This is a genomic window from Streptomyces sp. NPDC048419, assembly GCF_043200415.1.
GTDB lineage: Bacteria > Actinomycetota > Actinomycetes > Streptomycetales > Streptomycetaceae > Streptomyces.
This window is the reverse complement of the sequence record NZ_JBICXT010000007.1, coordinates 236327-260366: the sequence shown is the minus strand read 5'-3', so window position 1 is coordinate 260366 and position 24040 is coordinate 236327. Positions and strand designations below refer to the sequence as shown.

Here is a 24040-nt window from a genome sequence, read left to right as displayed (position 1 = left end):
CGCCCGCCCCAAACCCCCCGGGGTGGGCGTCGATCCGGTCAGATCGGCCGCCTCGGAACCACCCCCCCTGTTCCGGGGCGGCCGGCCTCCTTTCTTCCGCTTCTCGGGCTTCCCGCCCTGCTCTTCGCGCTGATCACCTGGCAGGTCGTCTCCGACGGCCTGCTCGTTCGTGTGGACAAGCGCGTCAGCCACGCCCTCGTGGACCCGCTGCGCGTCTACGGAGGCCTCGCCGACCTGGGCAACGTCTTCGTCGCCGTCCCGGTACTCGTCCTGGTCATCGGCTACGTGGGCCGGCGCGGCCGTGCCGCGGGGACGTACCGCTGGTGGCTTGCGCCCCTGGCCGCGGCCGTGGCGATGGTTCTGGTCCCGGCCCTGGTCGTCCCGCTCAAGGTGCTGATCGACCGTCCGGGCCCACCGATCATGGGCCCGGGCACCGGCTACTACCCCTCCGGCCACACCGCCACGGCCTCCATCGCGTACGGCACCGCGACCCTGCTCCTCCTCCCCTGGCTGAGCAGCGCCCGGGTCCGCCGCGCCCTCGTCGCCGCCTGCGTGCTCGTCAACCTCGGTGTCGGCTACGGTCTGGTCCGCCGCGGCTACCACTGGCCACTGGACGTCGTGGCCAGCTGGTGCCTCTGCGCGATGCTGCTCACGGTCCTCCGGACGGTCCTCGGCAGAGCCGGGGATCAGCCGAAGTAGCCGTCGAAGGTCCGCTGGAACTCCCAGTTCGAGTAGCGGTCCCAGTTGACCGACCACGTCATCAGTCCGCGCAGCGCGGGCCAGGTGCCGTGGGTGGGGTACGAGCCGCAATTGGTCTTCTTCGTGAGGCAGTCGAGGGTCTTGGTGACCTCGGCCGGGGCGACGTAGCCGTTGCCCGCGTTCGTGGAGGCCGGCATGCCGATGGCCACCTGGTCGGGGCGCAGCGGCGGGAAGACGTTGTTCGCGTCGCCCGCGACCGGGAAACCGGTGAGCAGCATGTCGGTCATGGCGATGTGGAAGTCGGCGCCGCCCATGGAGTGGTACTGGTTGTCGAGGCCCATGATCGGGCCGGAGTTGTAGTCCTGGACGTGCAGCAGGGTCAGGTCGTCCCGCAGGGCGTAGACGACCGGGAGGTAGGCGCCGCAGCGCGGGTCCTGCCCGCCGAACTTCCCGGTGCCGTAGAACTGGTAGCCCATCTGCACGAAGAAGGTCTCCGGGGCCATGGTCAGGACGAACTTCGAGCCGTACTTGGCCTTCAGGGTCCTCAGGGCCGAGATCAGGTTGACGATCACCGGGGTCTTCGGGTTCTTGAAGTCCGTGTCGTCGGCGTTCAGGGAGAGCGAGTGGCCCTCGAAGTCGATGTCCAGGCCGTCGAGGCCGTAGGTGTCGATGATGTTCGAGACCGAGGAGACGAAGGCGTCGCGGGCGGCGGTGGTGGTCAGCTGGACCTGCCCGTTGGCGCCGCCGATGGAGATCAGCACCTTCTTGCCGGCTGCCTGCTTGGCCTTGATCGCGGCCTTGAAGTCGGCGTCCGACTCGGCGTTCGGGCACTCGGTGACCGGGCAGCGGGTGAAGCGGATGTCGCCGGAGGTGGCGGAGGTCGGCTCGCCGAAGGCCAGGTCGATGACGTCCCAGCTGTCCGGGACGTCTGCCACGCGCGTGTAGCCGGACCCGTTGGCGAAGCTCGCGTGGAGGTAGCCGACCAGGGCATGGGTGGGGAGGTCGGTGGAGCCGCCGCCGGTCGAGCCGGTGGACGTGGTGGCGGTGACGACGGCGGACTTCGCGGACTCGCCGGCGTCGTTCACGGCGGTGACCTGGAAGCTGTAGGCCGTGGCCGGGGTCAGTCCGGTCACGGTGGCCGAAGTGCCGCTCGCCGTCTGGACCTTGGCACCGTCGCGGTAGACGGAGTAGCTCGCCGCGCCGGTCACCGCCGACCAGGACAGAGCGACGCTGGAGGACGTGACCGTGCCGGCCTTGAGACCGCCGGGCGCGGCGGGCGGCAGGCCGGTGCTCGCGCCCGGGCCGACGAGGGAGACGTCGTCGGCGAAGTAGGCGCCGGTGCCGTACCAGCCGTGCGTGTAGATGGTCACCTTGGTCGTGGCGGCGCCGGTGGTGAAGGTCGTGGTGAGCTTCTGCCAGTCGGGGGCGGACTGGGTCCAGGTGGAGACGTCGCCGGTGCCGGTACCGGACGCGCCGAGGTAGACGTAGGAGCCGCGGACGTAACCGCTCAGCGTGTACTGGGAATTGGGCTGCACCGTCACGGTCTGCGCACACTGCGCGTTGTCGCTGCCGGCCGGGGTCGCCTGGAGCGCGGAACCGCCGCTGTGCACAGGTGAGCCGACCGCCGTACCGGCCGTGCAGCTCCAGCCGTCGAGGCCGGACTCGAAGCCTCCGTTGCGTGCCAGGTCCGCGTCGGCCGCACGGGCGGACGACGAGAGGGCGGTGATGCCGGGTACGGCCAGCAGGGCCGCTGTGAGCGCGGCGAGGACGGGTCTGGTGTGTCTGGGGCGTCTGGGGCGGTCCACAAGTGCCTCCGGGCAGGGGGGAATTGGAGGGGTGGAGCGCGCCCAATTTGGTCCAGACCAATCCCCTTGTCAAGACCTCCGGCCCCGGCCGTCGTCCTCACCGGCCAGGCCCGCCGCCGCCTCGTGCATGGCCAGTTCGAGCAGTGCCGGGTCGGTGAGCGTGCCGGAGCCGTCCGGCGGCACCAGCCAGCGGACCCCGCTGGTCGAGCGGCCCGGGTACGGCACCACGATCCAGGTGCCGGCCCCGGCCGTACGGATGCCCGTACCGAGCCATCGGGCCGCGGTGCCCGGCGGCACCAGGAAGCCCATCCGCGCGTCCCCGAAGTCGGCCAGCACCGGGCCGGGCCGGCCGAGGATGCGGGTGAGGACGTCGAGTGTGGGATAGCCCAGTTCGCTCGGCAGGATGAGCACGTCCCAGACCTTGCCGGCGGGCAGCAGCGCGATCCCCAGCGGATTGCGCTCCCACTCCCGGCGGCAGGCCTCGGGATCCGGAGCAACGGATGCCAGCCACTCGACCGCCGACTTCGCCCCAGTCATGAGGAGACCTCCCTGTCGCTTGTCGACGCCGTCGCGTCACGGGAGAGAGGGAGGTCCCCCGGCAGGCATTACGCGGGTTCGGGCACCCAGTTGAAGTGAGCTGGATCACACTCAGCTGTCGAAGCCGAGTCCCAGCCGGTCCATCGTCCGCAGCCAGAGGTTGCGGCGGCCGGCCTGCGCGTCGGCGCGGGCGAGCGACCACTTGGTGAGGGCGATGCCGGTCCAGGCGAAGGGCTCGGGCGGGAAGGGCAGGGGCTTCTTGCGGACCATCTCCAGCGCCGTCCGCTCCGTCGTCTCCCCCGCCAGCAGGTCCAGCATCACGTCGGCGCCGAAGCGCGTGGCGCCCACGCCGAGGCCCGTGTAGCCCGCCGCGTAGGCGACGTTGCCCTGGTGCGCGGTGCCGAAGAACGCCGAGAAGCGCGAGCAGGTGTCGATGGCGCCGCCCCACGCGTGCGTGAAGCGGACGCCCTCCAGCTGCGGGAAGCAGGTGAAGAAGTGCCCGGCGAGCTTGGCGTAGGTCTCCGGGCGGTCGTCGTACTCGGCGCGCACCCGGCCGCCGTAGGGATAGATCGCGTCGTAACCGCCCCACAGGATGCGGTTGTCCGCGGACAGCCGGAAGTAGTGGAACTGGTTGGCGCTGTCCCCGAGTCCCTGGCGGCCCCGCCAGCCGATCGACGCCAGCTGCTCGTCGCTCAGCGGCTCGGTCATCAGCGCGTAGTCGTAGACCGGGACGGTGTACGAGCGCACGCGTTTGATGAGGTTCGGGAAGATGTTGGTGCCGAGCGCGACCTTGCGGGCGCGGACCGAGCCGTAGGGGGTGCGGACGGCCATGCCGGCGCCGTACTGCTTCAGGGCGAGGGCCGGGGTGTGCTCGTAGACGCGGACGCCGAGCCGGAGGCAGGCGCGCTTGAGACCCCAGGCGAGCTTCGCCGGATGGAGCATGGCGACGCCCCGGCGGTCCCACAGGCCCGCCTGGAACGTGGGTGAGTCGACTTCTTTCCGCACCGCTTCGGCGTCCAGGAACTCGACGCCGTCGGCAAGGCCCTCACGCTCCAACTGCTCGTGCCAGTCGCGCAGTTCCGCCGCCTGGTACGGCTGAGTCGCCACGTCGATCTCGCCGGTGCGCTCGAAGTCGCAGTCGAGGTCGTACCGGGCGACCGCCTTCTCGATCTCGTCGAGGTTGCGGGTGCCCAGCTCCTCCAGCCGGTGGATCTCGGCCGGCCAGCGGGCCAGTCCGTTGGGCAGGCCGTGGGTGAGGGAGGCGGCGCAGAAGCCGCCGTTGCGGCCGGAGGCGGCCCAGCCCGCCTCACGGCCTTCCAGCAGGACGACATCCCGTCCGGGATCGCGCTCCTTGGCGATGAGCGCGGTCCACAGTCCGCTGTAGCCGCCGCCGACGACCAGCAGGTCGCAGGTCTCGGCGCCGGTCAGCGCGGGCTCGGGTTGGGGCTTGCCGGGGTCTTCCAGCCAGTACGGGACGGGCCGTGCGTCGGAGAGAGACTTCGTCCAGTCAGGGGGTCTGGGGGTGTTGCCCCCAGAATTGAACAGCATGGCGCTCGGGGCCATGATTTCAACTCCCTACGAGGGTCGTGCGGTTATGCCTTCTGCCTGTTGCGGCGATTGCTGATCACCATGGAGGTCAGCACCAGCAGTACGGCGACCAGGAACATCGCCGTGCCGATGACGTTGATCTGGACGGGCGTTCCGCGCTGAGCCGAGCCCCAGACGAACATGGGGAAGGTGACGGTGGAGCCCGCGTTGAAGTTGGTGATGATGAAGTCGTCGAAGGACAGCGCGAAGGAGAGCAGCGCGCCCGCGGCGATTCCGGGCGCCGCGATGGGCAGCGTGACGCGCAGGAAGGTCTGCGCCGGACCGGCGTAGAGGTCCTGCGCCGCCTGCTCCAGGCGCGGGTCCATCGACATCACGCGCGCCTTGACGGCGACGACGACGAAGCTGAGGCAGAACATGATGTGGGCGATCAGGATCGTCCAGAAGCCCAGCTGGGCGCCGAGGTTGAGGAACAGGGTGAGCAGCGAGGCCGCCATGACGACCTCGGGCATCGCCATCGGCAGGAAGATCAGCGAGTTCACCGTGCCCCGCGCGCGGAACCGGTAGCGGACCAGCGCGAAGGCGATCATCGTGCCGAGCAGGGTGGCGCCGATGGTCGCCCAGAAGGCGATCTGGAGGCTGATCGACAGCGAGCCGCACATGTCGGCGACGCCGCACGGGTCCTTCCAGGCGTCCGTGGAGAACTGCTGCCACTGGTAGTTGAAGCGGCCCTTGGGTTTGTTGAAGGAGAACACCGTGACGATGACGTTCGGCAGCAGCAGGTATCCGAGCGTCACCAGTCCGGCGATGACCACGAGATGGCGCTTGAGCCAGTTGACGAAAGGCATTTAGACCAGATCCTCCGTCCCGGCCCTGCGGATGTAGATGGTGACCATGAACAGGATCGCGGCCATCAGGATGAAGGAGAGGGCCGCCGCCGTCGGGTAGTCCAGAATCCGCAGGAACTGGGTCTGGATGACGTTTCCGATCATGCGGGTGTCGGTCGAGCCGAGGAGTTCGGCGTTGACGAAGTCGCCGGCCGCCGGGATGAAGGTCAGCAGCGTGCCGGAGACCACGCCCGGCATCGACAGCGGGAAGGTGACCTTGCGGAAGGTGGTCCAGGGCTTGGCGTACAGGTCGCCGGCCGCCTCGTGCAGCCGTCCGTCGATGCGCTCCAGCGAGGTGTAGAGCGGCAGGATCATGAACGGCAGGAAGTTGTACGTCAGACCGCACACCACGGCGAGCGGGGTGGCGAGGACGCGGTCGCCGGCGGTCCAGCCGAGCGCGTTGGTGATGTCCAGGATGTGCAGGGTGTTGAGAACGCTCACCACCGGTCCGCTGTCCGCGAGGATCGTCTTCCAGGCGAGGGTGCGGATCAGGAAGCTGGTGAAGAAGGGCGCGATCACCAGGACCATGATCAGGTTCCGCCAGCGGCCCGCCCGGAAGGCGATGAGGTACGCGAGCGGGTAGCCCAGGATCAGGCACAGGATCGTCGCCGAGCCGGCGTAGAGGATCGAGCGCAGGAACTGCGGCCAGTACTCGGACAGCGCGTCCCAGTAGGTGGCGAAGTGCCAGGTGACCTTGTAGCCCTCCTCCAGGGAGCCCGTCTGCACGGACGTGGAGGCCTGGTAGATCATCGGCAGCGCGAAGAAGACGATCAGCCACAGGAGACCGGGCAGCAGCAGCCAGTACGGCGTCCAGCGGCCGCGTTTGTGCGGGGGCTTCTTCTCGGGGGCGGGCGCCAGGGGCGGCGGCGCCTCGGTGACCGTGGCCATCAGGCGGCCTCCTCCTCGACCTCGGCGACACCGGCGTCGATGTCCTGGGCTGCGTCGAGGCCGAAGGTGTGGGCCGGGTTCCAGTGCAGGACGACCTCGGTACCGGGCACGAGGCGGGCGTCGCGGTCGATGTTCTGCGCGTAGACCTCGAACTCGGGACAGACGGGGCTGTCGATGACGTACTGCGTGGAGACGCCGATGAAGCTGGAGTCGGCGATCTTCCCGGTGATGCGGTTGCGCTCCTCGCCGATCTCACCCGCGTCGTCGGCGTGCGTGAGCGAGATCTTCTCGGGGCGGACGCCGACCAGCACCTTGCCGCCGGTCGTCGTCGGCGCGCTGCACCGCGACCCTGGCAGCACCAGCTTGCCGCCGCCCGCCCTGAGGACGATGTCGTCGCCGCTCTTGGAGTCGACCTCGGCCTCGATCAGGTTCGAGGTGCCGAGGAAGTTGGCGACGAAGGTGGTGTTGGGGTTCTCGTACAGGTCGGTGGGCGAGCCGAGCTGCTCGACGCGGCCCGCGTTCATCACGGCGACCGTGTCGGCCATGGTCATGGCCTCCTCCTGGTCGTGCGTGACATGGATGAAGGTGATGCCGACCTCGGTCTGGATGCGCTTGAGCTCCAGCTGCATCTGGCGGCGCAGCTTGAGGTCGAGGGCGCCGAGCGGCTCGTCCAGGAGCAGCACCTTCGGGGTGTTGATCAGTGCGCGGGCCACCGCGACGCGCTGCTGCTGGCCGCCGGAGAGCTGGTGCGGCTTCTTGCGCGCCTGCTCGCCGAGCTGGACCAGCTCCAGCATGTCCTCGACCTGCTTCTTCACGCTCTTGATGCCGCGCCGGCGCAGGCCGAAGGCGACGTTCTCGAAGATGTCGAGGTGCGGGAAGAGGGCGTAGGACTGGAAGACGGTGTTCACCGGCCGCTTGTAGGGCGGCAGTTGGGTGACCTCCTGGTCGCCGAGGTGGACGGTGCCGCCGCTGGGCTCCTCCAGGCCGGCGATCATGCGCAGGGTGGTGGTCTTGCCGCAGCCGGACGCGCCGAGCAGGGCGAAGAACGAGCCCTGGGGCACGGTCAGATCGAGCGGGTGCACGGCGGTGAAGGAGCCGTAGGTCTTGCTGATGCCGGAGAGGCGGACGTCTCCGCTGCTGTCTTTGGTCATCTTCGTCACGCCCCTGTGAGCTTCGCGAACTTCTGCTGGTAGGCCGTCTCTTCCTTCGAGGTCAGCGCGCGGAAGGCGACAGACTTCGCCTGCATGGCCTTGTCGGGAAGGATCAGCGGGTTCTCCGCCGCCGACTTGTCGATCTTGGCGAGGTACGGCTTCACGTCCGCGACGGGACTCACGTAGTTCACGTAGGCGGAGAGTTCGGCGGCCGGCTGCGGCTCGTAGTAGAAGTCGATGAGCCGCTCGGCGTTGGTCTTGTGGCGCGCCTTGTTCGGGATCATCAGGTTGTCGGTCGACGTCATGTAGCCGCTGTCGGGGATGATGTAGCCGACGTTCGCGCTGTCCGCCTGGAGCTGGACGATGTCGCCGCCCCAGGCGATACAGGCGGCCAGGTCGCCCTTGCTGAGGTCCGAGGTGTAGTCGTTGCCGGTGAAGCGGCGGATCTGTCCCTTGTCGACGGCCTTCTGGATCCGGGCGATCACCTTGTCGTAGTCGTCGTCGGTGAACTTCGCCGGGTCCATGCCCATGTCGAGCATGGTCATGCCGACCGTGTCGCGCATCTCGGTGAGCAGGCCGACCCGGCCCTTGAGCTTGGGGTTGTCGAGCAGGTCGGAGACCGACTTCACCTCGACGCCGTTCAGCGCCTTCTTGTTGAAGGCGACGACGGTCGAGATGCCCTGCCACACGTACGAGTAGGCGCGGCCCGGGTCCCAGTCCGGGCTGCGGAACTGGTCCGAGAGGTTGGCGTAGGCGTGCGGCAGGTTGGACGTGTCCAGTTTCTGCACATAGCCGAGGCGGACCATGCGCGCGGCCAGCCAGTCGGTGAGCACGATGAGGTCGCGGCCGGTGTCCTGGCCCGCGGCGAGCTGCGGCTGGATCTTGCCGAAGAACTCGTCGTTGTCGTTGATGTCCTCGGTGTACTTGACCGTGATGCCGGTCCGCTTGCGGAACGTGTCCAGCGTCGGATGGTGCTTGCCGCTGTCGTCCACGTCGATGTACTCGGGCCAGTTGGAGAAGTTGATCTCCTTCTCCTTGGCCGAGTGGTCGTCGGCCGACTGGCCGCCTTCCGTCTTGCCCGCTGCGGGGATGCCGCAACTGCTGAGCGCCATCATGCCGCCGGCGGCGAGCGCGCCGCCCGCGGAGGCGCGCAGCAGCGAACGGCGGGTCATCGCGGCGCGTCCGTTGCGGTAACTGCGCCGCACGGCGGCCGCCACGGCCGGTGACAGGCGGTCGGGCTCGTACTGCTCCATGCGCGTGCTGCCCTTTCGGGAGTGCGGCCGCGGTCGGGCGGCCTGTTCTGCTATCGGTCCCCGAAGATCGTGCGGTGCCAGTCCTTCCTGGCCACCGCCGTGTTGTCGAACATGACGTGCTTGATCTGGGTGTACTCCTCGAAGGAGTACGTCGACATGTCCTTGCCGAAGCCGGACGCCTTGTAGCCGCCGTGCGGCATCTCGCTGATGATCGGGATGTGATCGTTGACCCACACGCAGCCCGCCTTGATCTCGCGGGTGGCGCGGTTCGTCCGGTAGACGTCGCGGCTCCAGGCGGAGGCGGCGAGTCCGTACGGGGTGTCGTTGGCGAGCCTGATTCCATCGTCGTCGCTGTCGAACGGCAGAACCACCAGTACCGGGCCGAAGATCTCGGACTGGACGATCTCGCTGTCCTGGGCGGCGTCCGCGACCAGGGTGGGGCGGAAGTACGCGCCCTTCTCGAGGTCTCCCCCGGGAGCCTCGCCGCCGGTCACCACGCGCGCGTAGGAGCGCGCCCGCTCGACGAAGCCCGCGACACGGTCGCGCTGGACGTGTGAGATCAGCGGGCCGAGGTCGGTACCGGGGGCGAAGGGATCCCCGAGCCGGACGGACTCCATGAGGGCGGCCGTCCGCTCCACGAACGCTTCGTAGAGGGGACGCTGCACGTACGCGCGCGTGGCGGCCGTGCAGTCCTGGCCGGTGTTGATGAGCGCACCGGCGACGGCGCCGTTGACGGCGGCGTCGAGGTCCGCGTCGTCGAAGACGACGAAGGGGGCCTTGCCGCCGAGCTCCAGGTGGATGCGCTTGACGGTCGCGGTGGCGATCTCGGCGACACGCATGCCGACGGCGGTGGAGCCGGTGAAGGACGTCATGACGACGTCGGGGTGGCCCACGAGGTGCTCGCCGGCCTCCTTGCCGGTGCCGGTGACGACGTTGACGACACCGTCCGGAATCCCGGCGTCGGTCGCGGCCTGGGCGAACATCAGCGAGGTGAGCGGCGTGAGCTCCGCCGGCTTGAGCACGATGGTGTTGCCCGCCGCGATCGCCGGGAGGATCTTCCAGGCGGCCATCTGGAGGGGGTAGTTCCAGGGGGCGATCGACCCGACGACGCCGATGGGCTCACGGCGCACGTACGAGGTGTGGTCGCCGGAGTACTCCCCGGCCGACTGCCCCTGCAGGTGCCGGGCGGCGCCGGCGAAGAAGGCGATGTTGTCGATGGTGCCGGGGACGTCGAACTCGCGCGTCAGCTTCAGCGGCTTGCCGCACTGGAGGGACTCCGCGCGGGCGAAGTCCTCGGCACGGTCGGCGAGCACGGCGGCGAAACGGTGCAGCGCGTCCGAGCGCTCGCCGGGAGTGGCGCCGGACCAGCCGGGGAAGGCCGCGCGGGCGGCGGCCACGGCCGCGTCGACGTCGTCGGGTCCTGCCAGCTCGTAGGTGTACACCTCCTCGCCGGTCGCCGGATCGACGACCGCGTGCGTACGGCCGGAGGTCCCCTTCGTCAGGCGGCCCGCGATGAACTGCGCACCGTCCGAGAAGCGGTCCTGCGCCGGGAATCGTTCCGGGGTGTGACTGCCCGGGTTGTGCATGTCGCTCTCCTCCGCCGTCGCCCCGCGGATCGGGGGGCGGGTGGCGTAGCTCCAGCTCGATTTGAGTGCCGATCCTGACAGAGCAATAGCGGTCCTACAAGGGATTCCGTTGTTGCCTTTCGGTTACGCGACGGAATCTGTCGACCAGGTGTCGAGTGAGCACGGAAAAGGGGGGACGGAGTGTCAGTGGTGCCTGCCAGACTCGCATGCATGGAAAGGATCACGGGGAAGATCGACTCCCGGGAGGCCCTGGTCAGGCAGGTCCACACCGGGACTCGGATCAAGTATCTGCACTTCTGGGGTCACCGGGCGCGGGCCGACGGACAGGTGGGCCCGAGTTGCCTGAGTCAGTGGTGGCCCTCGCCGTTCACCGTGGCCGGAGTGACGTACGGGACCGCCGAGCACTGGATGATGGCGGCCAAGGCCCGTCTCTTCGGCGACGCGGAGGCGGAGCGCCGGGCGCTGGTCGCGGAGCACCCCTCCCTCGCCAAGAAGGCGGGACGCCTGGTGCGCGGCTTCGACGAGCGCATATGGGAGCGCGAGCGGTACGCAATCGTCGTGGAGGGCAGCGTCCACAAGTTCAACGCCCACGCGGATCTGCGGGAGTTCCTGCTGGGCACGGGCGATCGGGTGCTGGTCGAGGCGAGCCCGGTGGACCGGGTATGGGGCATCGGCCTCGCGGCGGACGACGACGCGGCGATGGACCCGGAGCGGTGGCGCGGCCCGAACCTGCTGGGATTCGCACTGATGGAGACGCGGGGGCGGTTGCGCGGGGAGGGGTGAGGGGGCGGGGGCGGTTCGGTCCCGGGTAGGGGGAGGGCGGTCCGGTCGCCTGTAGAGGGGGCACGGTCCGGTGCCGGGTAAGGAGAGGGCGGCCCGGCCGCCGGAAGGGGTGGAGCGGGCGGTCCGGCCGCCGGGAGGGGTGGAGCGGGGTCCGGCAGCCGTGAGGGGTCGGCGATCTGGGATTCGCGCTGATGCAGGCGCGGGGGGCGGTCGCGCAGGGAGGGCCGGCAGGCCGGGACGCGGCCCCTTCGCCGTAAGGGGGAACGCGGTCCGGTCGCCGGTAGATGGAGCGCGCTCCGGCAGCCGTCAGGGGTCGGCGATCTGGGATTCGCGCTGATGCAGGCGCGGGGGGCGGTCGCGCAGGGGGGCTGGCAGGCCGGGACGCGGTCCCTTCGCCGTAAGGGGGGAACGCGGCCCGGTCGCCGGTAGATGGAGCGCGCTCCGGCAGCCGTCAGAGGTCGGCAATCCGAGATTCGCGCTGACGCAGGCGCGGGGACTCGCGCGGGGAGGAGTGGCAAGCCGGGGCGCGCTCCGTTCGCCAGAAGGAGGCGGCCCGGTCACCGGAAAAGGGGAACGCGGTTCGGTCGCCAGAAGCGGGAGCGCGGTCCGGTCACCGGAAGCGGGGAACGGAATCCGGTTGCCGGAAGCAGGGAGCGCGGTCCGGTTGCCGGAAGCAGGGAACACGGCCCGGTCGCCGGAAGAGGGGAGCGCCGTCCGGGCGCCGGAAGCGCGGAGCGCGGTGTCAGGGGTTGGCGATCAGGACCGCGATCATGACCAGGCCGAGGACGATGCCCACGGCGCCGCAGATGATGCCCGCCAGGGACTGGCCCGCGTTGGTGGCCTCGCCCCGGCGGGCCTTGGCGCGGCCGATCGAGCCGAAGATCACCGCGAGCACGCCCAGCAGGATGGCTATCGGCCACAGGCAGAACACCACGACCGCGATGATGCCGATCACCAGGGCGGCGGTGCCCATGCCGTTGCTGGGGACGGCCGCCAGGCCGGGCCAGCCGTAGTAGCCGGGCAGGCCGGAGGACTGCGGGCCGGGGGCGCCGTAGCCGGACTGCTGCGGATAGCCGTAGCCGTAGGGGACCTGGCCGGGGCCCTCGGGGGCTATCGGGGGCGGGGGAACCGGCTCGCCGTGGTGGTGGGCGGGAGGGCCGTAGGGGCCCGCCGGAGGCGTGGCGGCCGGCGGGGTGAACGGGTTGGCCCAGGGCTGGGAGGGCGGTGCCGTGTCGCCGACGCCGGGCATGGACGTGACCGTCTGCTGGTCGTGGACCGAAGGGTGCGCCGGGCCGGCCGGACCGCTCCCCGGTGCCGCCGCCGGCACGTCGGTCCCGGCGATCGTGTACCCCGGACCCGGCTGTCCGTCGTTCGCCGGCGGGGCCCAGAGGTTCGGCTCCGGTGCGGAGCCGTCCTGCTTGCCCAGGGGGACCTTCGGAGCCGCGTCACGCGAGTCGGCCTCCGACGGCGCGGCCCACGGGTCGCGGGCGGCCGGCGTCTGCGCGTCGTCGGACATGCGCGGGATCCCCTCTGTCGAACGTCAGGTCATGCTACGGCCCGTACCCCGCGCCGTGGAGCGGGCCCCGTGAGCCGGACCCCCCGGCCTACGATGATCCCCGAGTCACCGATCAGCCGATCACCCGCGTCCCGCCCGGCCGAACCCGCCACGGGGCGCCGCTTTCGGGGAGGAACCCTTGACCGAGCACCTCGACGCGTCCGCCGCACCGCTGCGCGACCTGCACGCCTTCATCACCGGACTGCCCAAGGCCGAGCTGCACGTCCACCACGTCGGCTCCGCGTCCCCCCGGATCGTCTCCGAGCTCGCCGCACGCCACCCCGACTCCAAGGTGCCCTCCGACCCCGAGGCCCTGGTCGACTACTTCACGTTCACGGACTTCGCCCACTTCATCGACGTGTACCTGTCCGTCGTCGACCTGATCCGCACGCCGGAGGACGTGCGGCTGCTGACGTACGAGATCGCCCGCGATCTGGCGCGGCAGCAGGTGCGCTACGCCGAGCTGACCATCACGCCGTGGTCCTCGACCCGCCGCAACATCGACGAGCGCGCCTTCATGGACGCCATCGAGGACGCCCGCAAGGCGGCCGAGGCCGAGTTCGGGACCGTGCTGCGCTGGTGCTTCGACATCCCCGGCGAGGCCGGCCTGGAGGCCGCCGAGGAGACGACGCGGCTCGCCACCGACGACCGGCTGCGGCCGGAGGGGCTGGTGTCGTTCGGGCTCGGCGGGCCCGAAGTGGGCGTACCGCGGCCGCAGTTCAAGCCGTACTTCGACCGTGCCGTCGCCGCCGGGCTGCACTCGGTGCCGCACGCCGGCGAGACCACGGGGCCGGAGACGGTGTGGGACGCGCTCACCCACCTCCAGGCCGAGCGCATCGGGCACGGCACCAACTCCTTCCAGGACCCGAAGCTCCTCGCGCACCTCGCCGAGCACCGCATCCCGCTGGAGGTCTGCCCGACCTCCAACATCGCCACGCGCGCGGTCCGCACCCTCCAGGAGCACCCGATCAAGGAGTTCGCGCAGGCCGGGATAGTCATCACGGTCAACTCCGACGACCCGCCGATGTTCGGCACCGACCTCAACACCGAGTACGCGGTCGCCGCCCGGCTGCTGAACCTGCACGAGCGGGGCCTGGCGGAGCTCGCGAAGACCGCGGTCGACGTCTCCTTCCTGGACGAGCCGGGCAAGGCCCGGATCCGGGAGGAGATCGACGCCTACACCTCGGCGTGGCTCGCGCCCTGACGCCCACCACAATGGGGCCATGCAGAACGTGACCGCCGTGGCTCACCGCGGCGACCCCTACCGGGTCCGCGAGAACACGATCGACTCGCTGCGTTCCGCGCTCGCCCAGGGCGCGGACGCCGTCGAGGTCGACGTACGGCTGACCAAGGACGGCGTCCCCGCGCTCCTGCACGACCGGACGCTGAAACGGTTGTGGGAGCACGAGCGGCCCCTCGCCGCGCTGTCCGCGGACGAGTTGCGCGGCCTCACGGGCGGTGGCGTGCCGACCCTGGCCGAGGCGCTCGCCGCGGCCGGCGGCAGCCGGATCATGCTCGACCTGCCCGGGACGCACGAGGTGCGGACGGCCCGCCGGATCGTGGACGCCGTGCGCGAGGCCGGAGCGCAGGACCGCGTGTACTACTGCGCCGACGCCCACGCCATGCTCGCCGTCCGGGCGGCCGACCCGTCAGCCGAGATCGCGCTGACCTGGACGACGCTGGCCCCGCCGCGGCCGGCGCTGCTGGCGGCGGTGCGCCCCCGCTGGCTCAACTACCGGTTCTCACTGGTCGACCGGGGCCTCGCCGCCCGGGTTCACCGCGACGGCTACCTCCTGTCCGTCTGGACCCCCGACACCCGGCGCTCCATGCTCCGGCTGATCGACGTCGGCGTCGACGCGATCACGACGAACCGCGTCGACGTGCTCTGCGCGCTGCGGGACTACGCCATCGAGAGCTGAGGTACCGCCGGGCCGAGCCCCTCCAGCCGCTTGATCTTCCTGCGGACGACGTACAGCGGGATCACCCCGAAGACCCCGAACGACATGTCGAGCACCGACCACCACAGGGGGATGTCCCGGATCGGTCCGCAGATCAGGGCGAGCGGGATGATCCCGGCGCAGGCGATCATGGCGAACTCGACGACCCAGATGTTGCGTACGGGGTCGCGGTAGGGACCGTAGAAGGCGACCGCGATGACGAGGTGGGCGAAGGCCAGCCAGTCCGTGCCGTAGAGCAGGAAGGGCTGATCGGCGTCGGCGGTGTCGACGCCGCGCCGGACGCGCACGATCCAGTCCATCAGGGCCGGGAGGTGCTCCGGCACGGACAGGGACCGCAACAGGTCCTCGGTCCAGCGCAGTTCGTGGACGAGCGGGAAGGCCGTGGCGCCGCTGAGCACCAGGCAGACGACGAAGAGGACCAACCAGGCGCGGATGCCCTTCAGCAGGGCGGCTCTGTCGCTCATGGCGACAGCGTACGCCTGGAATTGAACATGTTCAAAACACTTACCGCCGGGTGGTGGCGGACGGCGTCGCACCGGTGGGGGTCCGGGCCGCGGACGGCGCCCCCGACGGGGCCCGGGTGACGGTCTGCGCGGTGGAGGCGGACGGGTCGACGCGATCGTTCGCGGACGGACGGGCGGTGGGCGTGGCGCTCGGACGCATGGTGGGTACGGCGGTCGGCGCGGTGGTCCGGGCGTCCTGGGTCGGGTGCGGGCTCTCCGGAGCGGGCGACGCCGACCGGTGCGGCGGCGCCGACGGGCTGCTCGCCGGCGGCGGGGCGAGCGGCACCGCCGGGGTGCCGGCGCCGTCGGAGCCGGTCAGCCGCAGCGGCAGGATCACCAGGGCGGCCACACCGCAGGTCACGGCCGCGCCCGCGGCGGCGCGCAGCAGACGGCGGCGGAACGCGCCGCGGCGGACCGCCTCGTAGCGGCCCGGGGGCGCGCCGAGGTACTCGCCCGGGGGCCGCAGGATAACGGTGAGCGGGTCGTCGGGGTCGTGGTCCGGGCCCTCGTCAGGGTGTGTGATCAAGGCTTCTCCTCAGGTGGGCACGGAGCAGTTCGCGGGCCGTGTGGAGGTCGGCCTTGACGGTTCCTTCCTTGCGTCCGGTGAGCACGGACACCTCCCGGATGGGCATGTCGGCGTAGTAGTGCAGGAGGATCGGGACGCGCAGCCGTTCCGGGAGGGACTGCACGAGCAACCGCACCGAGGGGTCGGCCTGTTCGGGGGGCGGGGTCACCGCGGCCTCCGTGGTCGCCCTCCGCACGGCTCTGCGTTCGCGCTCCAGTTTGCGCCAGTGGTCCCGGACGAGGTTGGCCGCGGTGACGTAGAGGAAACCGCGCGGCTCGGCCACCGCCGTCCAGCGGGCCCAGAGCCGGGTGAACGCCTCCGAGGCGATCTCGTGAGCCGTCTCGTCGTCGTCGACCAGCCGGCGCACCCAGCCGGCGAGACGCGGGTAGAGGGCGGCGAACAGCTCGGACGCGGCCTTCTCGCGGGACCGTTTCAACATTCTCCAGGGTTGTGGGGGGCTCGTAGGTCTCGTGGGCTCCTGGGAAGAGCCCGGACCGACGGCGTACGTTCCATCGGCCCGGGTGGTCGTTCAGCGGGTCGTGGAGCTCAGCTCCGCGAAGACGATCACGTTGTCCCGGTAGCCGTCACCGGTCCGCGCGCCGCCGCAGGTGATGAGCCGCAGCTCCGGCCGGTCCACGTTCCCGTAGACCTCGTCCGACGGAAAGTGGTCCTTCGCCACCGTCCGTACCGCGGTCACGGTGAACTCCGCAGCCGTGCCGTTCTCCAGGCGCGCCACGATCCGCCCGCCCCGGTGCAGGTCCTTCAGGTGACGGAAGACGCCGTCCCCGTAGGCGCCGACCGTGACATGGCCGAGGATCACCGACGGACCGGTCTGTCCCGGCGTCGGGGAGTGCTCGTACCAGCCCGCCCGGTCGTGCGCCGTGATCGGCGGCACCTGCACGGTGCCGTCCGCGGCCAGGCCCAGCTTCATGACCGGGGTGTCGACCCCGATGGCCGGTATCCGGAGCCTGACCGGGACCGATCGCCCCACCGCCGACACCGACCTGGCTGCGGGCGGCGCGGAGGAGGACGGTGTGCTCGGCCGGCTCCCGTTCGCGCTGCTGCCGGCCGTGGCGCCTGGGCCGCCGCAGCCCACGAGCAGCGCGGCGAGCGCCACGGCGGCGAGGGCGGACCTGGAGAACGGGCTCATGCCCCGTTCGCCTGCCGGCGGCGCACGAGGAAGACCGCGCCGCCGCCGAGGACGACGGCCGCGGCGGCGCCGCCGCCGATCAGCGCGCCCGAGCCGGTGGAGTCCGAACTCGTCGGCGCCACACCGGTGTCGGGCGCACCGCTCGGCACGACGCGGACCTGACCGGACGACGGCGCCCGGGTCGGGGCGGCGCTCGGGACGGCACTCGGGGCGGTGCTCGCCCGGTCGGAGGTGGGGGCGGGGCTGGGGGCACGGGTGGCGCTGGGGGCGGCACTCCGGGCCGGGCTCGGGGTCGCACTCGCCCCGTCGGCGAAGGCGGGCACCGCGCCCGCCAGGACGGCGGTGCACGCAAGTGCCATGGCACTGAGGCCCGTTCGGCGCATGAGTCGCTCTCTTTCGTCGGCCCGCACGGTGGTCGACCGCCGGGCTGTGTGACTGATCGAGCGAAGAGACGAGGCGGCCCCGGAACGGGTTGTAAAGAGCGGGCAAAGTCGCCGGGACGGCCGCCTCGGCGGCTGCGGCGGGGCTATTTGGTGACGACCGTGTGCGCGGGTCTTGAAGGTGCCTTGCGGCGGTCAGCGCCATGACGTAGGTACGTGAATCATGAACCTGTTCACCCGAGCTGCGTCCCTGCGCCGCCCGGCTCCCCCCGCACCCGCGCCCCAACTTGCCCCGGAACCACCGACTTTCCCCCCAAGAGCCGGAATGCCGGACCCCGCCCTCGCGGGGTTGACCGGTGAGTGGATCATCGACCCGGCGCACAGCCGTATCGGCTTCTCCGTGCGCCACGCCATGGTGACGACCGTCCGCGGGGCGTTCACGGAGTACGAGAGCCGGCTCCATTTCGACGGCGGCGATCCGTCCCGTTCCCGCGCCGAGATCGTCATGTCCACCGGATCGGTCGACACCGGTGTCGAACAACGCGACGCCCATCTGGTGGGCCGCGACTTCCTGGACGCCAGGAACTACCCCCAGATGCGTTTCGTCAGTACGACGGTGCAACTGCTGGGCAGCGACGTCTACCGCATGACCGGCGACCTCACCATCAAGCGCACCACCCGGCCCGTCGACCTGGACCTCACCTACATCGGGCACGTCACCGACCCGTTCGGCATGCAGCGGGCGGGATTCGACGGCACCACCACCATCAACCGCACCGAATGGGGCCTGACCTACAGCCAGAAGCTGGCGGAGGGCGGCGCCATGGTGAGCGAGAAGGTGCGCCTCCAGTTCGACATCGCCGCCATCCGCGCGGACGCCGTCTGACCGGTCCGCCTCGTGGACCCGCTCGGCCTCCTCCTACGGCGGCCGGGCCGGTCGGCGCGGCCTGCTCGCGCGCGACGGCTGCCCCCCTACGACCGCGCGATCACAACCCACGCTCAGAGCCCCACGATCTTGTTCCACCGCTTCGCGAACTCCACGCGCTCCTGGGAGGTGATGTCCCGCGCGATCACGAGCCGCTTGCGCATCTGCGAGTCCGGGAAGATCAGCGGGTTCTCGGCGAGGGCCGCGGTGTCCTTGTCCTTGGCGTCGGCGAGGACGTGCCGGGCGGCCGGGACCGGGCAGACGTAGTTGACCCAGGCGGCGAGGTCGGCGGCGACCTCGGGGGCGTAGTAGTAGTCGACCAGGCGCTCGGCGTTCCGCTTGTGCTGCGCGCGGTCCGGGATCATCAGGGAGTCCGACCACAGCTCCGCGCCCTCCTCGGGTACGACGAAGCGGATGTGCGGGTTGTCCGCCTGGAGCTGGATGACGTCACCGGAGTACGCCTGGCAGGCCAGGACGTCTCCACTGACCAGGTCCTTGGTGTAGTCGTTGCCGGTGAAGCGGCGGATCCGGCCCTGGGCGACGTACTTCTCCACCTGGTCGCAGACCTTGTGGAAGTCGTCCGCGGTCCACTTGGTGATGTCGACGCCGTTGCCCTGCATCAGCAGCGCGAACGCCTCGTCCAGGCCGGACAGCAGGGTCACGCGGCCCTTGAGGTCGTCCGCCCACAGTTCGGAGACGTGCCGGATCTCCCGGCCCAGCCTGCGGCGGTCGTAGGCGATGCCGGTGATGCCGGACTGCCACGGCACGGAGTACCTGCGGCCGGGGTCGAAGGCGGGCGAACGCAGCAGCGGGTCGAGGTTCTCGGCCACGTTCGGCTGCTTCGCCCGGTCCATCTCCTGGACCCAGCCCAGCCGTACGAACCTCGCGCACATCCAGTCGCTCATGACGATCAGGTCGCGGCCGGTCTGCTGGTGGTTCATCAGGGCGGGGCTGATCTTGCCGAAGAACTCGTCGTTGTCGTTGATCTCCTCGGTGTACTTCACGGAGATCCCGGTGCGCTTCTCGAAGGCCTCCAGGGTGGGCCGCCGGTTGGGGTTGTCGTCGTCGGTGTCGATGTACAGCGGCCAGTTCGCCCAGGTCAGCCGCTTGTCACTGGCCGACAGATCCCCCACGGCACGCTCGCCGGGCCCCACGTACGCGGCCGGCACCCCGCACCCGGCCAGGCCGCCGAGCACCGCGCCCCCGCCCAGCGCGCGCAGCAGGGACCGGCGGGACAGGGCGGCGTTCTTCGCTGAGAAGGGCATTGCCGCAGCATGCCGCCCCCGTCCGCGCCCCGGCAATCGACGTACCGTCGAGTGCGCCCACGCAGGCCGGACACCCTGTCGATCAGCCTGGCGGCGCCGGGCGAGCGCGGCTCGCGACCAGACCGCGACCGGCAGCCGGGAAGGGCCCGCACCCCCAGGTGCCCCCGCCGGCGGCAGCACCACCTCCACCACCAGACCGCCCGTCGGCCGGCCGTGTAACGCTCACCGCAGGAGGAACCGTGCGTGCTCTGGCGACCAGGCCGGGGCGGCTCGCCCTCGGCATCGCCGCCCTGACGGCCGCCGCACTCGGCACGGTCGGCGCGTCGGCCGCCCAGGCGTCCGGCACGTCGCCCGCCAAGGCTCCGGCGGCCCTCGCGACCGGCGTCTCCGTCCACATCGAGGCGGGACGCACCAAGGCCGGACACGAGGCGGGACTCACCAAGGCGGGGCACGGCAAGCCCCCGAAGGGCGCGGGCTTCGGCGTCGCCTGCCGGCCCACCGCCGGCGCCCCGGAAGACGGCAACTCCGCCAACGACGACTTCGCCGCGTGCATGCGCGACCAGGGCCGGTCGGTCTTCCCCAACTTCCACGCCTCGAAGGACGGCGAGGGACACGTCCGGCTCCAGGTGAAGATCCGCGGCGGCTTCGACCCGACGTCCAGGAGCTGCAAGAAGGCCATGAAGGCCTGCGGCCCGATCATGAAGAAGGCCGGCGTCACCTTCCCGGCGGGCCCCGGCCTGCCTCCGCTGCCGGGCAGGCCCGGGAGGCCGGGAGAGCCCGGCGGGGAACGGCCGTCCCTGCACACGGAGAAGGGCGGTTCCGACGACGGCCTGCCCGGACTGACGACCAGCGCGCGGAGCGCCTGACCGCCGAGGGGGAATCAGGAGGGGGGAACGGAGCGGCCCCGGACGGAACCTCCCGTCCGGGGCCGCTCCTCACGTCGCGGCAACTACGCGTCCAGGGACGTCATCACGTGCTTGATCCGCGTGTAGTCGTCGAAGCCGTACGCCGACAGGTCCTTGCCGTAGCCGGACTTCTTGAAGCCGCCGTGCGGCATCTCCGCGACCAGCGGGATGTGGGTGTTGATCCACACGCAGCCGAAGTCGAGGTTCTTCGACATCCGCATCGCGCGGCCGTGGTCCTTGGTCCACACCGAGGAGGCGAGGGCGTACTCGACGCCGTTGGCCCACTCCAGCGCCTGGTCCTCGTCCGTGAAGGACTGGACGGTGATGACCGGGCCGAAGACCTCCTTCTGGATGATCTCGTCGTCCTGCTTCAGCCCGGAGACGACGGTCGGGGCGTAGAAGTAGCCCTTGTCGCCGACCTGGTGGCCGCCCGCCTCGACCTTGGCGTGGGCGGGCAGGCGCTCGATGAATCCGGAGACCTGCTTGAGCTGGCTGGGGTTGTTGAGCGGGCCGAACAGCACGTCCTCGTCGTCCGGCTGACCGGTCTTGGTCTCGGACGCGGCCTTCGCCAGCGCCGCGACGAACTCGTCGTGGATGCCCTCCTGGACCAGGACACGGGTGGCCGCCGTGCAGTCCTGGCCGGCGTTGAAGAAGCCCGCCACGGAGATGTCCTCGACGGCCTTGGCGATGTCGGTGTCGTCGAAGACGACGACCGGCGCCTTGCCGCCGAGCTCCAGGTGGACGCGCTTGAGGTCCCTGGAGGCGGACTCGGCGACCGACATGCCGGCCCGCACCGATCCGGTGATGGAGGCCATCGCCGGGGTCGGGTGCTCGACCATCAGGCGGCCGGTGTCGCGGTCGCCGGTGACGACGTTGAAGACTCCCTTGGGCACGATCGAGCCGATGATCTCGGCGATCAGGACGGTGGAGGCCGGGGTGGTGTCCGACGGCTTCAGCACGACCGTGTTGCCCGCCGCGAGCGCCGGGGCGAACTTCCACACGGCCATCATCATCGGGTAGTTCCACGGCGCGACCTGCGCACAGACGCCGACCGGCTCGCGGCGGACGATGGAGGTCAGGCCCTCCATGTACTCACCGGCCGAGCGCCCCTCCAGCATCCGGGCCGCGCCCGCGAAGAAGCGGATCTGGTCGACCATGGGCGGGATCTCCTCGGACCGCGTGAGTCCGATCGGCTTGCCCGTGTTCTCCACCTCGGCCGCGATGAGTTCCTCGGCCCGCTCCTCGAACGCGTCCGCGATCTTCAGCAGAGCCTTCTGGCGCTCGGCGGGGGTGGCGTCGCGCCAGGCCGGGAAGGCCGCGGCGGCGGCCGCCATCGCGGCGTCGACGTCCTCCTCGCGGGACAGCGGCGCGGTCGCGTACGCCTCGCCCGTCGCGGGGTTGACCACCTCGGTGGTCCGTCCGTCGGCGGCGTCCCGGAACTCACCGGCGATGTAGTTACGGAGTTTGCGCAGCCCACGCGGCTCGGTGCTCACTGCCGGCCTCCTGTCAGGTCGAACTGTCCATTGACTGAGACACCCACCCTAATCGGCACACCGACGTTTTCAACACCCCCACTCCTGCTGATTCTGCGAAATCCGCAAGTCTCAGTCTCATAAACAACGAATTTCATCGCTCCGCCCTTGCGGAACGGTCGAGACGTCGTGCAGAGTGAGGTCGTGGCCAGTCGAAGCGCAGAGCAGCGGGACTCCCGCGAGCCCAGGAACGGCACTCCTCATCTGGATGCCGTCTCCCTCGCCATCATCGAACAGCTCCAGGAGGACGGCCGCCGGCCGTACGCCGCGATCGGCAAGGCCGTCGGCCTCTCCGAGGCCGCCGTGCGCCAGCGCGTCCAGAAGCTGCTCGACCAGGGTGTGATGCAGATCGTCGCCGTCACGGACCCGCTCACCGTGGGTTTCCGCAGGCAGGCGATGGTGGGCGTCAACGTCGAGGGCGACCTGGAGCCGGTGGCGGACGCGCTGACCACCATGCCGGAGGTCGAGTACGTGGTGATGACCGCGGGCTCGTTCGACATCCTCGCCGAGATCGTGTGCGAGGACGACGACCACCTGCTGGACGTCATCAACAAACGCATCCGGGCACTGCCCGGCGTGCGCTCCACCGAGAGCTTCGTCTATCTGAAGCTCAAGAAGCAGACCTACATGTGGGGAACCCGATAACCGTGAGGACCCGATAACCGTGAGCACCAAGGACCTCAGCCAGACCGCGTACGACCACCTGTGGATGCACTTCACCCGCATGTCCTCGTACGAGAACGCCCCGGTCCCGACCATCGTCCGGGGCGAGGGCACCTACATCTACGACGACAAGGGCAAGCGCTACCTGGACGGTCTCGCGGGCCTGTTCGTGGTCCAGGCCGGTCACGGGCGCGTGGAGCTCGCCGAGGCCGCCTTCAAGCAGGCGCAGGAGCTGGCGTTCTTCCCGGTGTGGTCCTACGCCCACCCGAAGGCGGTGGAGCTGGCCGAGCGCCTCGCGCACCACGCGCCGGGCGATCTGAACAAGGTCTTCTTCACCACCGGCGGCGGTGAGGCGGTGGAGACCGCCTGGAAGCTCGCCAAGCAGTACTTCAAGCTCACCGGCAAGCCGACCAAGTACAAGGTGATCTCCCGCGCGGTCGCCTACCACGGCACCCCGCAGGGCGCCCTGTCCATCACCGGCCTGCCGGGCCTGAAGGCCCCCTTCGAGCCGCTGGTCCCCGGCGCGCACAAGGTCCCGAACACCAACATCTACCGCGCCCCGCTCTTCGGTGACGACCCGGAGGCCTTCGGCCGCTGGGCCGCCGACCAGATCGAGCAGGAGATCCTCTTCGAGGGCGCGGACACGGTCGCCGCCGTCTTCCTGGAGCCCGTGCAGAACGCGGGCGGGTGCTTCCCGCCCCCGCCCGGCTACTTCCAGCGGGTCCGCGAGATCTGCGACAAGTACGACGTGCTCCTCGTCTCCGACGAGGTCATCTGCGCCTTCGGCCGCCTCGGCACCATGTTCGCCTGCGACAAGTTCGACTACGTCCCGGACATGATCACCTGCGCCAAGGGCATGACCTCGGGCTACTCCCCGATCGGCGCCTGCATCATCTCCGACCGCCTGGCCGAGCCGTTCTACAAGGGCGACAACACCTTCCTGCACGGTTACACCTTCGGCGGCCACCCGGTCTCCGCGGCGGTCGGCCTCGCCAACCTCGACCTGTTCGAGCGCGAGAACCTCAACCAGCACGTCCTCGACAACGAGGGCGCCTTCCGCGCCACCCTGGAGAAGCTGCACGACCTGCCGATCGTCGGCGACGTCCGCGGCAACGGCTTCTTCTACGGCATCGAGCTGGTCAAGGACAAGACCACCAAGGAGTCCTTCAACGACGAGGAGACCGAGCGCGTCCTGTACGGCTTCCTCTCCAAGGCGCTCTACGACAACGGCCTGTACTGCCGTGCCGACGACCGCGGCGACCCGGTCGTCCAGCTCGCCCCGCCGCTGATCTCCGACCAGGGGACCTTCGACGAGATCGAGCAGATCCTGCGCGCGACGCTGACGGAGGCGTGGACGAAGCTCTAGGCTCCGCCGCTTCCGCCCGGTCATACGGCCCGGGGTGCACCCGTAAGAGTGAGAAGGGTGCCCCCGGGCCGCGTGCTGTCCGGCGCAGCGGCGTCGGCTCCTTAGCGTGCCTGGTAACCGATCGGCCCAGCCTTCGTTC

At 70.5% G+C, this 24040-nt stretch carries 24 protein-coding genes; 8 read left to right on the top strand and 16 right to left on the bottom strand.

What is annotated here, in order from left to right:
- Window positions 1–171: 171 nt before the first annotated feature.
- On the top strand, window positions 172–699 hold the full coding sequence (locus tag ACGFYN_RS18105) for a phosphatase PAP2 family protein (protein ID WP_393866794.1): 528 nt from the start codon (window positions 172–174) through the stop codon (window positions 697–699).
- Here the strand turns inward: ACGFYN_RS18105 and ACGFYN_RS18100 are convergent.
- From ACGFYN_RS18100 to ACGFYN_RS18065, 8 genes are all read right to left on the bottom strand, one after another.
- Complete coding sequence (locus tag ACGFYN_RS18100; protein WP_393866793.1) at window positions 687–2504, bottom strand: chitinase; 1818 nt, start codon at window positions 2502–2504, stop codon at window positions 687–689. The two genes, ACGFYN_RS18105 and ACGFYN_RS18100, sit on opposite strands and share 13 nt — an antisense overlap.
- A 69-nt stretch (window positions 2505–2573) precedes the next feature.
- Window positions 2574–3041, bottom strand: coding sequence for a hypothetical protein (locus tag ACGFYN_RS18095; protein WP_393866792.1), 468 nt, complete (start codon window positions 3039–3041; stop codon window positions 2574–2576).
- A 111-nt stretch (window positions 3042–3152) separates the two neighbouring features.
- Window positions 3153–4604 (bottom strand): NAD(P)/FAD-dependent oxidoreductase, encoded by a 1452-nt coding sequence (locus ACGFYN_RS18090; RefSeq protein WP_393866791.1) that lies wholly within the window; start codon window positions 4602–4604, stop codon window positions 3153–3155.
- 29 nt (window positions 4605–4633) lie between these two features.
- Window positions 4634–5434 carry an ABC transporter permease gene (locus ACGFYN_RS18085; RefSeq protein ID WP_393866790.1) on the bottom strand — a complete coding sequence of 267 codons (801 nt, stop codon included), beginning with the start codon at window positions 5432–5434 and terminating at the stop codon, window positions 4634–4636.
- Window positions 5435–6361 (bottom strand): ABC transporter permease, encoded by a 927-nt coding sequence (locus tag ACGFYN_RS18080; protein WP_393866789.1) that lies wholly within the window; start codon window positions 6359–6361, stop codon window positions 5435–5437.
- Window positions 6361–7512: an ABC transporter ATP-binding protein gene (locus ACGFYN_RS18075; protein WP_393866788.1), complete on the bottom strand. Its 1152-nt coding sequence runs from the start codon at window positions 7510–7512 to the stop codon at window positions 6361–6363. Before ACGFYN_RS18075 ends, ACGFYN_RS18080 begins: the two co-directional genes overlap by 1 nt.
- Window positions 7513–7517: 5 nt before the next feature.
- Window positions 7518–8765: a PotD/PotF family extracellular solute-binding protein gene (locus ACGFYN_RS18070; RefSeq protein ID WP_393866787.1), complete on the bottom strand. Its 1248-nt coding sequence runs from the start codon at window positions 8763–8765 to the stop codon at window positions 7518–7520.
- A gap of 50 nt (window positions 8766–8815) precedes the next feature.
- A complete protein-coding gene (locus ACGFYN_RS18065) occupies window positions 8816–10351 on the bottom strand; it encodes a gamma-aminobutyraldehyde dehydrogenase (protein ID WP_393866786.1) in 1536 nt (511 codons plus the stop codon).
- A 210-nt stretch (window positions 10352–10561) separates the two neighbouring features.
- Here ACGFYN_RS18065 and ACGFYN_RS18060 point away from each other — a divergent pair, with 210 nt between their 5' ends.
- Complete coding sequence (locus tag ACGFYN_RS18060) at window positions 10562–11134, top strand: NADAR family protein (protein WP_393866785.1); 573 nt, start codon at window positions 10562–10564, stop codon at window positions 11132–11134.
- Window positions 11135–11876: 742 nt separating this feature from the next.
- On the opposite strand, the gene ACGFYN_RS18055 is transcribed toward ACGFYN_RS18060, so the two are convergent.
- Window positions 11877–12650: a DUF4190 domain-containing protein gene (locus ACGFYN_RS18055; protein ID WP_393866784.1), complete on the bottom strand. Its 774-nt coding sequence runs from the start codon at window positions 12648–12650 to the stop codon at window positions 11877–11879.
- A 178-nt stretch (window positions 12651–12828) separates the two neighbouring features.
- Here ACGFYN_RS18055 and ACGFYN_RS18050 point away from each other — a divergent pair, with 178 nt between their 5' ends.
- Both ACGFYN_RS18050 and ACGFYN_RS18045 read left to right on the top strand, forming a co-directional pair.
- The gene (locus ACGFYN_RS18050) at window positions 12829–13893 is read left to right on the top strand and encodes an adenosine deaminase (protein ID WP_393866783.1); all 1065 of its coding nucleotides are present in this window, start codon (window positions 12829–12831) and stop codon (window positions 13891–13893) included.
- Between the two features lie 19 nt (window positions 13894–13912).
- Entirely contained in the window at window positions 13913–14608 is a 696-nt protein-coding gene (locus ACGFYN_RS18045) for a glycerophosphodiester phosphodiesterase (RefSeq protein ID WP_393866782.1), read from the top strand.
- On the opposite strand, the gene ACGFYN_RS18040 is transcribed toward ACGFYN_RS18045, so the two are convergent.
- The 5 genes from ACGFYN_RS18040 to ACGFYN_RS18020 all read right to left on the bottom strand — a co-directional run bounded on the left by ACGFYN_RS18040 (window position 14590) and on the right by ACGFYN_RS18020 (window position 17248).
- Complete coding sequence (locus ACGFYN_RS18040) at window positions 14590–15111, bottom strand: hypothetical protein (RefSeq protein ID WP_393866781.1); 522 nt, start codon at window positions 15109–15111, stop codon at window positions 14590–14592. The two genes, ACGFYN_RS18045 and ACGFYN_RS18040, sit on opposite strands and share 19 nt — an antisense overlap.
- Window positions 15112–15151: 40 nt before the next feature.
- Complete coding sequence (locus ACGFYN_RS18035; RefSeq protein ID WP_393866780.1) at window positions 15152–15676, bottom strand: hypothetical protein; 525 nt, start codon at window positions 15674–15676, stop codon at window positions 15152–15154.
- Entirely contained in the window at window positions 15660–16151 is a 492-nt protein-coding gene (locus ACGFYN_RS18030) for an RNA polymerase sigma factor (protein WP_393866846.1), read from the bottom strand. Before ACGFYN_RS18030 ends, ACGFYN_RS18035 begins: the two co-directional genes overlap by 17 nt.
- 93 nt (window positions 16152–16244) lie before the next feature.
- Window positions 16245–16865 carry a class F sortase gene (locus ACGFYN_RS18025; protein ID WP_393866779.1) on the bottom strand — a complete coding sequence of 207 codons (621 nt, stop codon included), beginning with the start codon at window positions 16863–16865 and terminating at the stop codon, window positions 16245–16247.
- Window positions 16862–17248, bottom strand: a complete 387-nt coding sequence (locus ACGFYN_RS18020; RefSeq protein WP_393866778.1) for a sortase-dependent protein — start codon at window positions 17246–17248, stop codon at window positions 16862–16864. The genes ACGFYN_RS18025 and ACGFYN_RS18020 overlap by 4 nt, the downstream gene beginning before the upstream one ends.
- 220 nt (window positions 17249–17468) lie before the next feature.
- On the opposite strand from ACGFYN_RS18020, the gene ACGFYN_RS18015 reads away from it, so the two are divergent.
- Window positions 17469–18131 (top strand): YceI family protein, encoded by a 663-nt coding sequence (locus ACGFYN_RS18015; protein WP_393866777.1) that lies wholly within the window; start codon window positions 17469–17471, stop codon window positions 18129–18131.
- Between the two features lie 113 nt (window positions 18132–18244).
- Here ACGFYN_RS18015 and ACGFYN_RS18010 read toward each other — a convergent pair whose 3' ends face one another.
- Window positions 18245–19435: a spermidine/putrescine ABC transporter substrate-binding protein gene (locus ACGFYN_RS18010; RefSeq protein ID WP_393866776.1), complete on the bottom strand. Its 1191-nt coding sequence runs from the start codon at window positions 19433–19435 to the stop codon at window positions 18245–18247.
- Window positions 19436–19674: 239 nt separating this feature from the next.
- Here ACGFYN_RS18010 and ACGFYN_RS18005 point away from each other — a divergent pair, with 239 nt between their 5' ends.
- On the top strand, window positions 19675–20301 hold the full coding sequence (locus ACGFYN_RS18005; protein WP_393866775.1) for a hypothetical protein: 627 nt from the start codon (window positions 19675–19677) through the stop codon (window positions 20299–20301).
- 83 nt (window positions 20302–20384) lie between these two features.
- Here the strand turns inward: ACGFYN_RS18005 and ACGFYN_RS18000 are convergent, their stop codons facing one another.
- Window positions 20385–21833: a gamma-aminobutyraldehyde dehydrogenase gene (locus tag ACGFYN_RS18000; protein ID WP_393866774.1), complete on the bottom strand. Its 1449-nt coding sequence runs from the start codon at window positions 21831–21833 to the stop codon at window positions 20385–20387.
- 168 nt (window positions 21834–22001) lie between these two features.
- Here ACGFYN_RS18000 and ACGFYN_RS17995 point away from each other — a divergent pair, with 168 nt between their 5' ends.
- Window positions 22002–22517 (top strand): Lrp/AsnC family transcriptional regulator, encoded by a 516-nt coding sequence (locus ACGFYN_RS17995; protein WP_393866773.1) that lies wholly within the window; start codon window positions 22002–22004, stop codon window positions 22515–22517.
- A 19-nt stretch (window positions 22518–22536) separates the two neighbouring features.
- Window positions 22537–23901 (top strand): aspartate aminotransferase family protein, encoded by a 1365-nt coding sequence (locus ACGFYN_RS17990; RefSeq protein ID WP_393866772.1) that lies wholly within the window; start codon window positions 22537–22539, stop codon window positions 23899–23901.
- Window positions 23902–24040 lie beyond the last annotated feature (139 nt).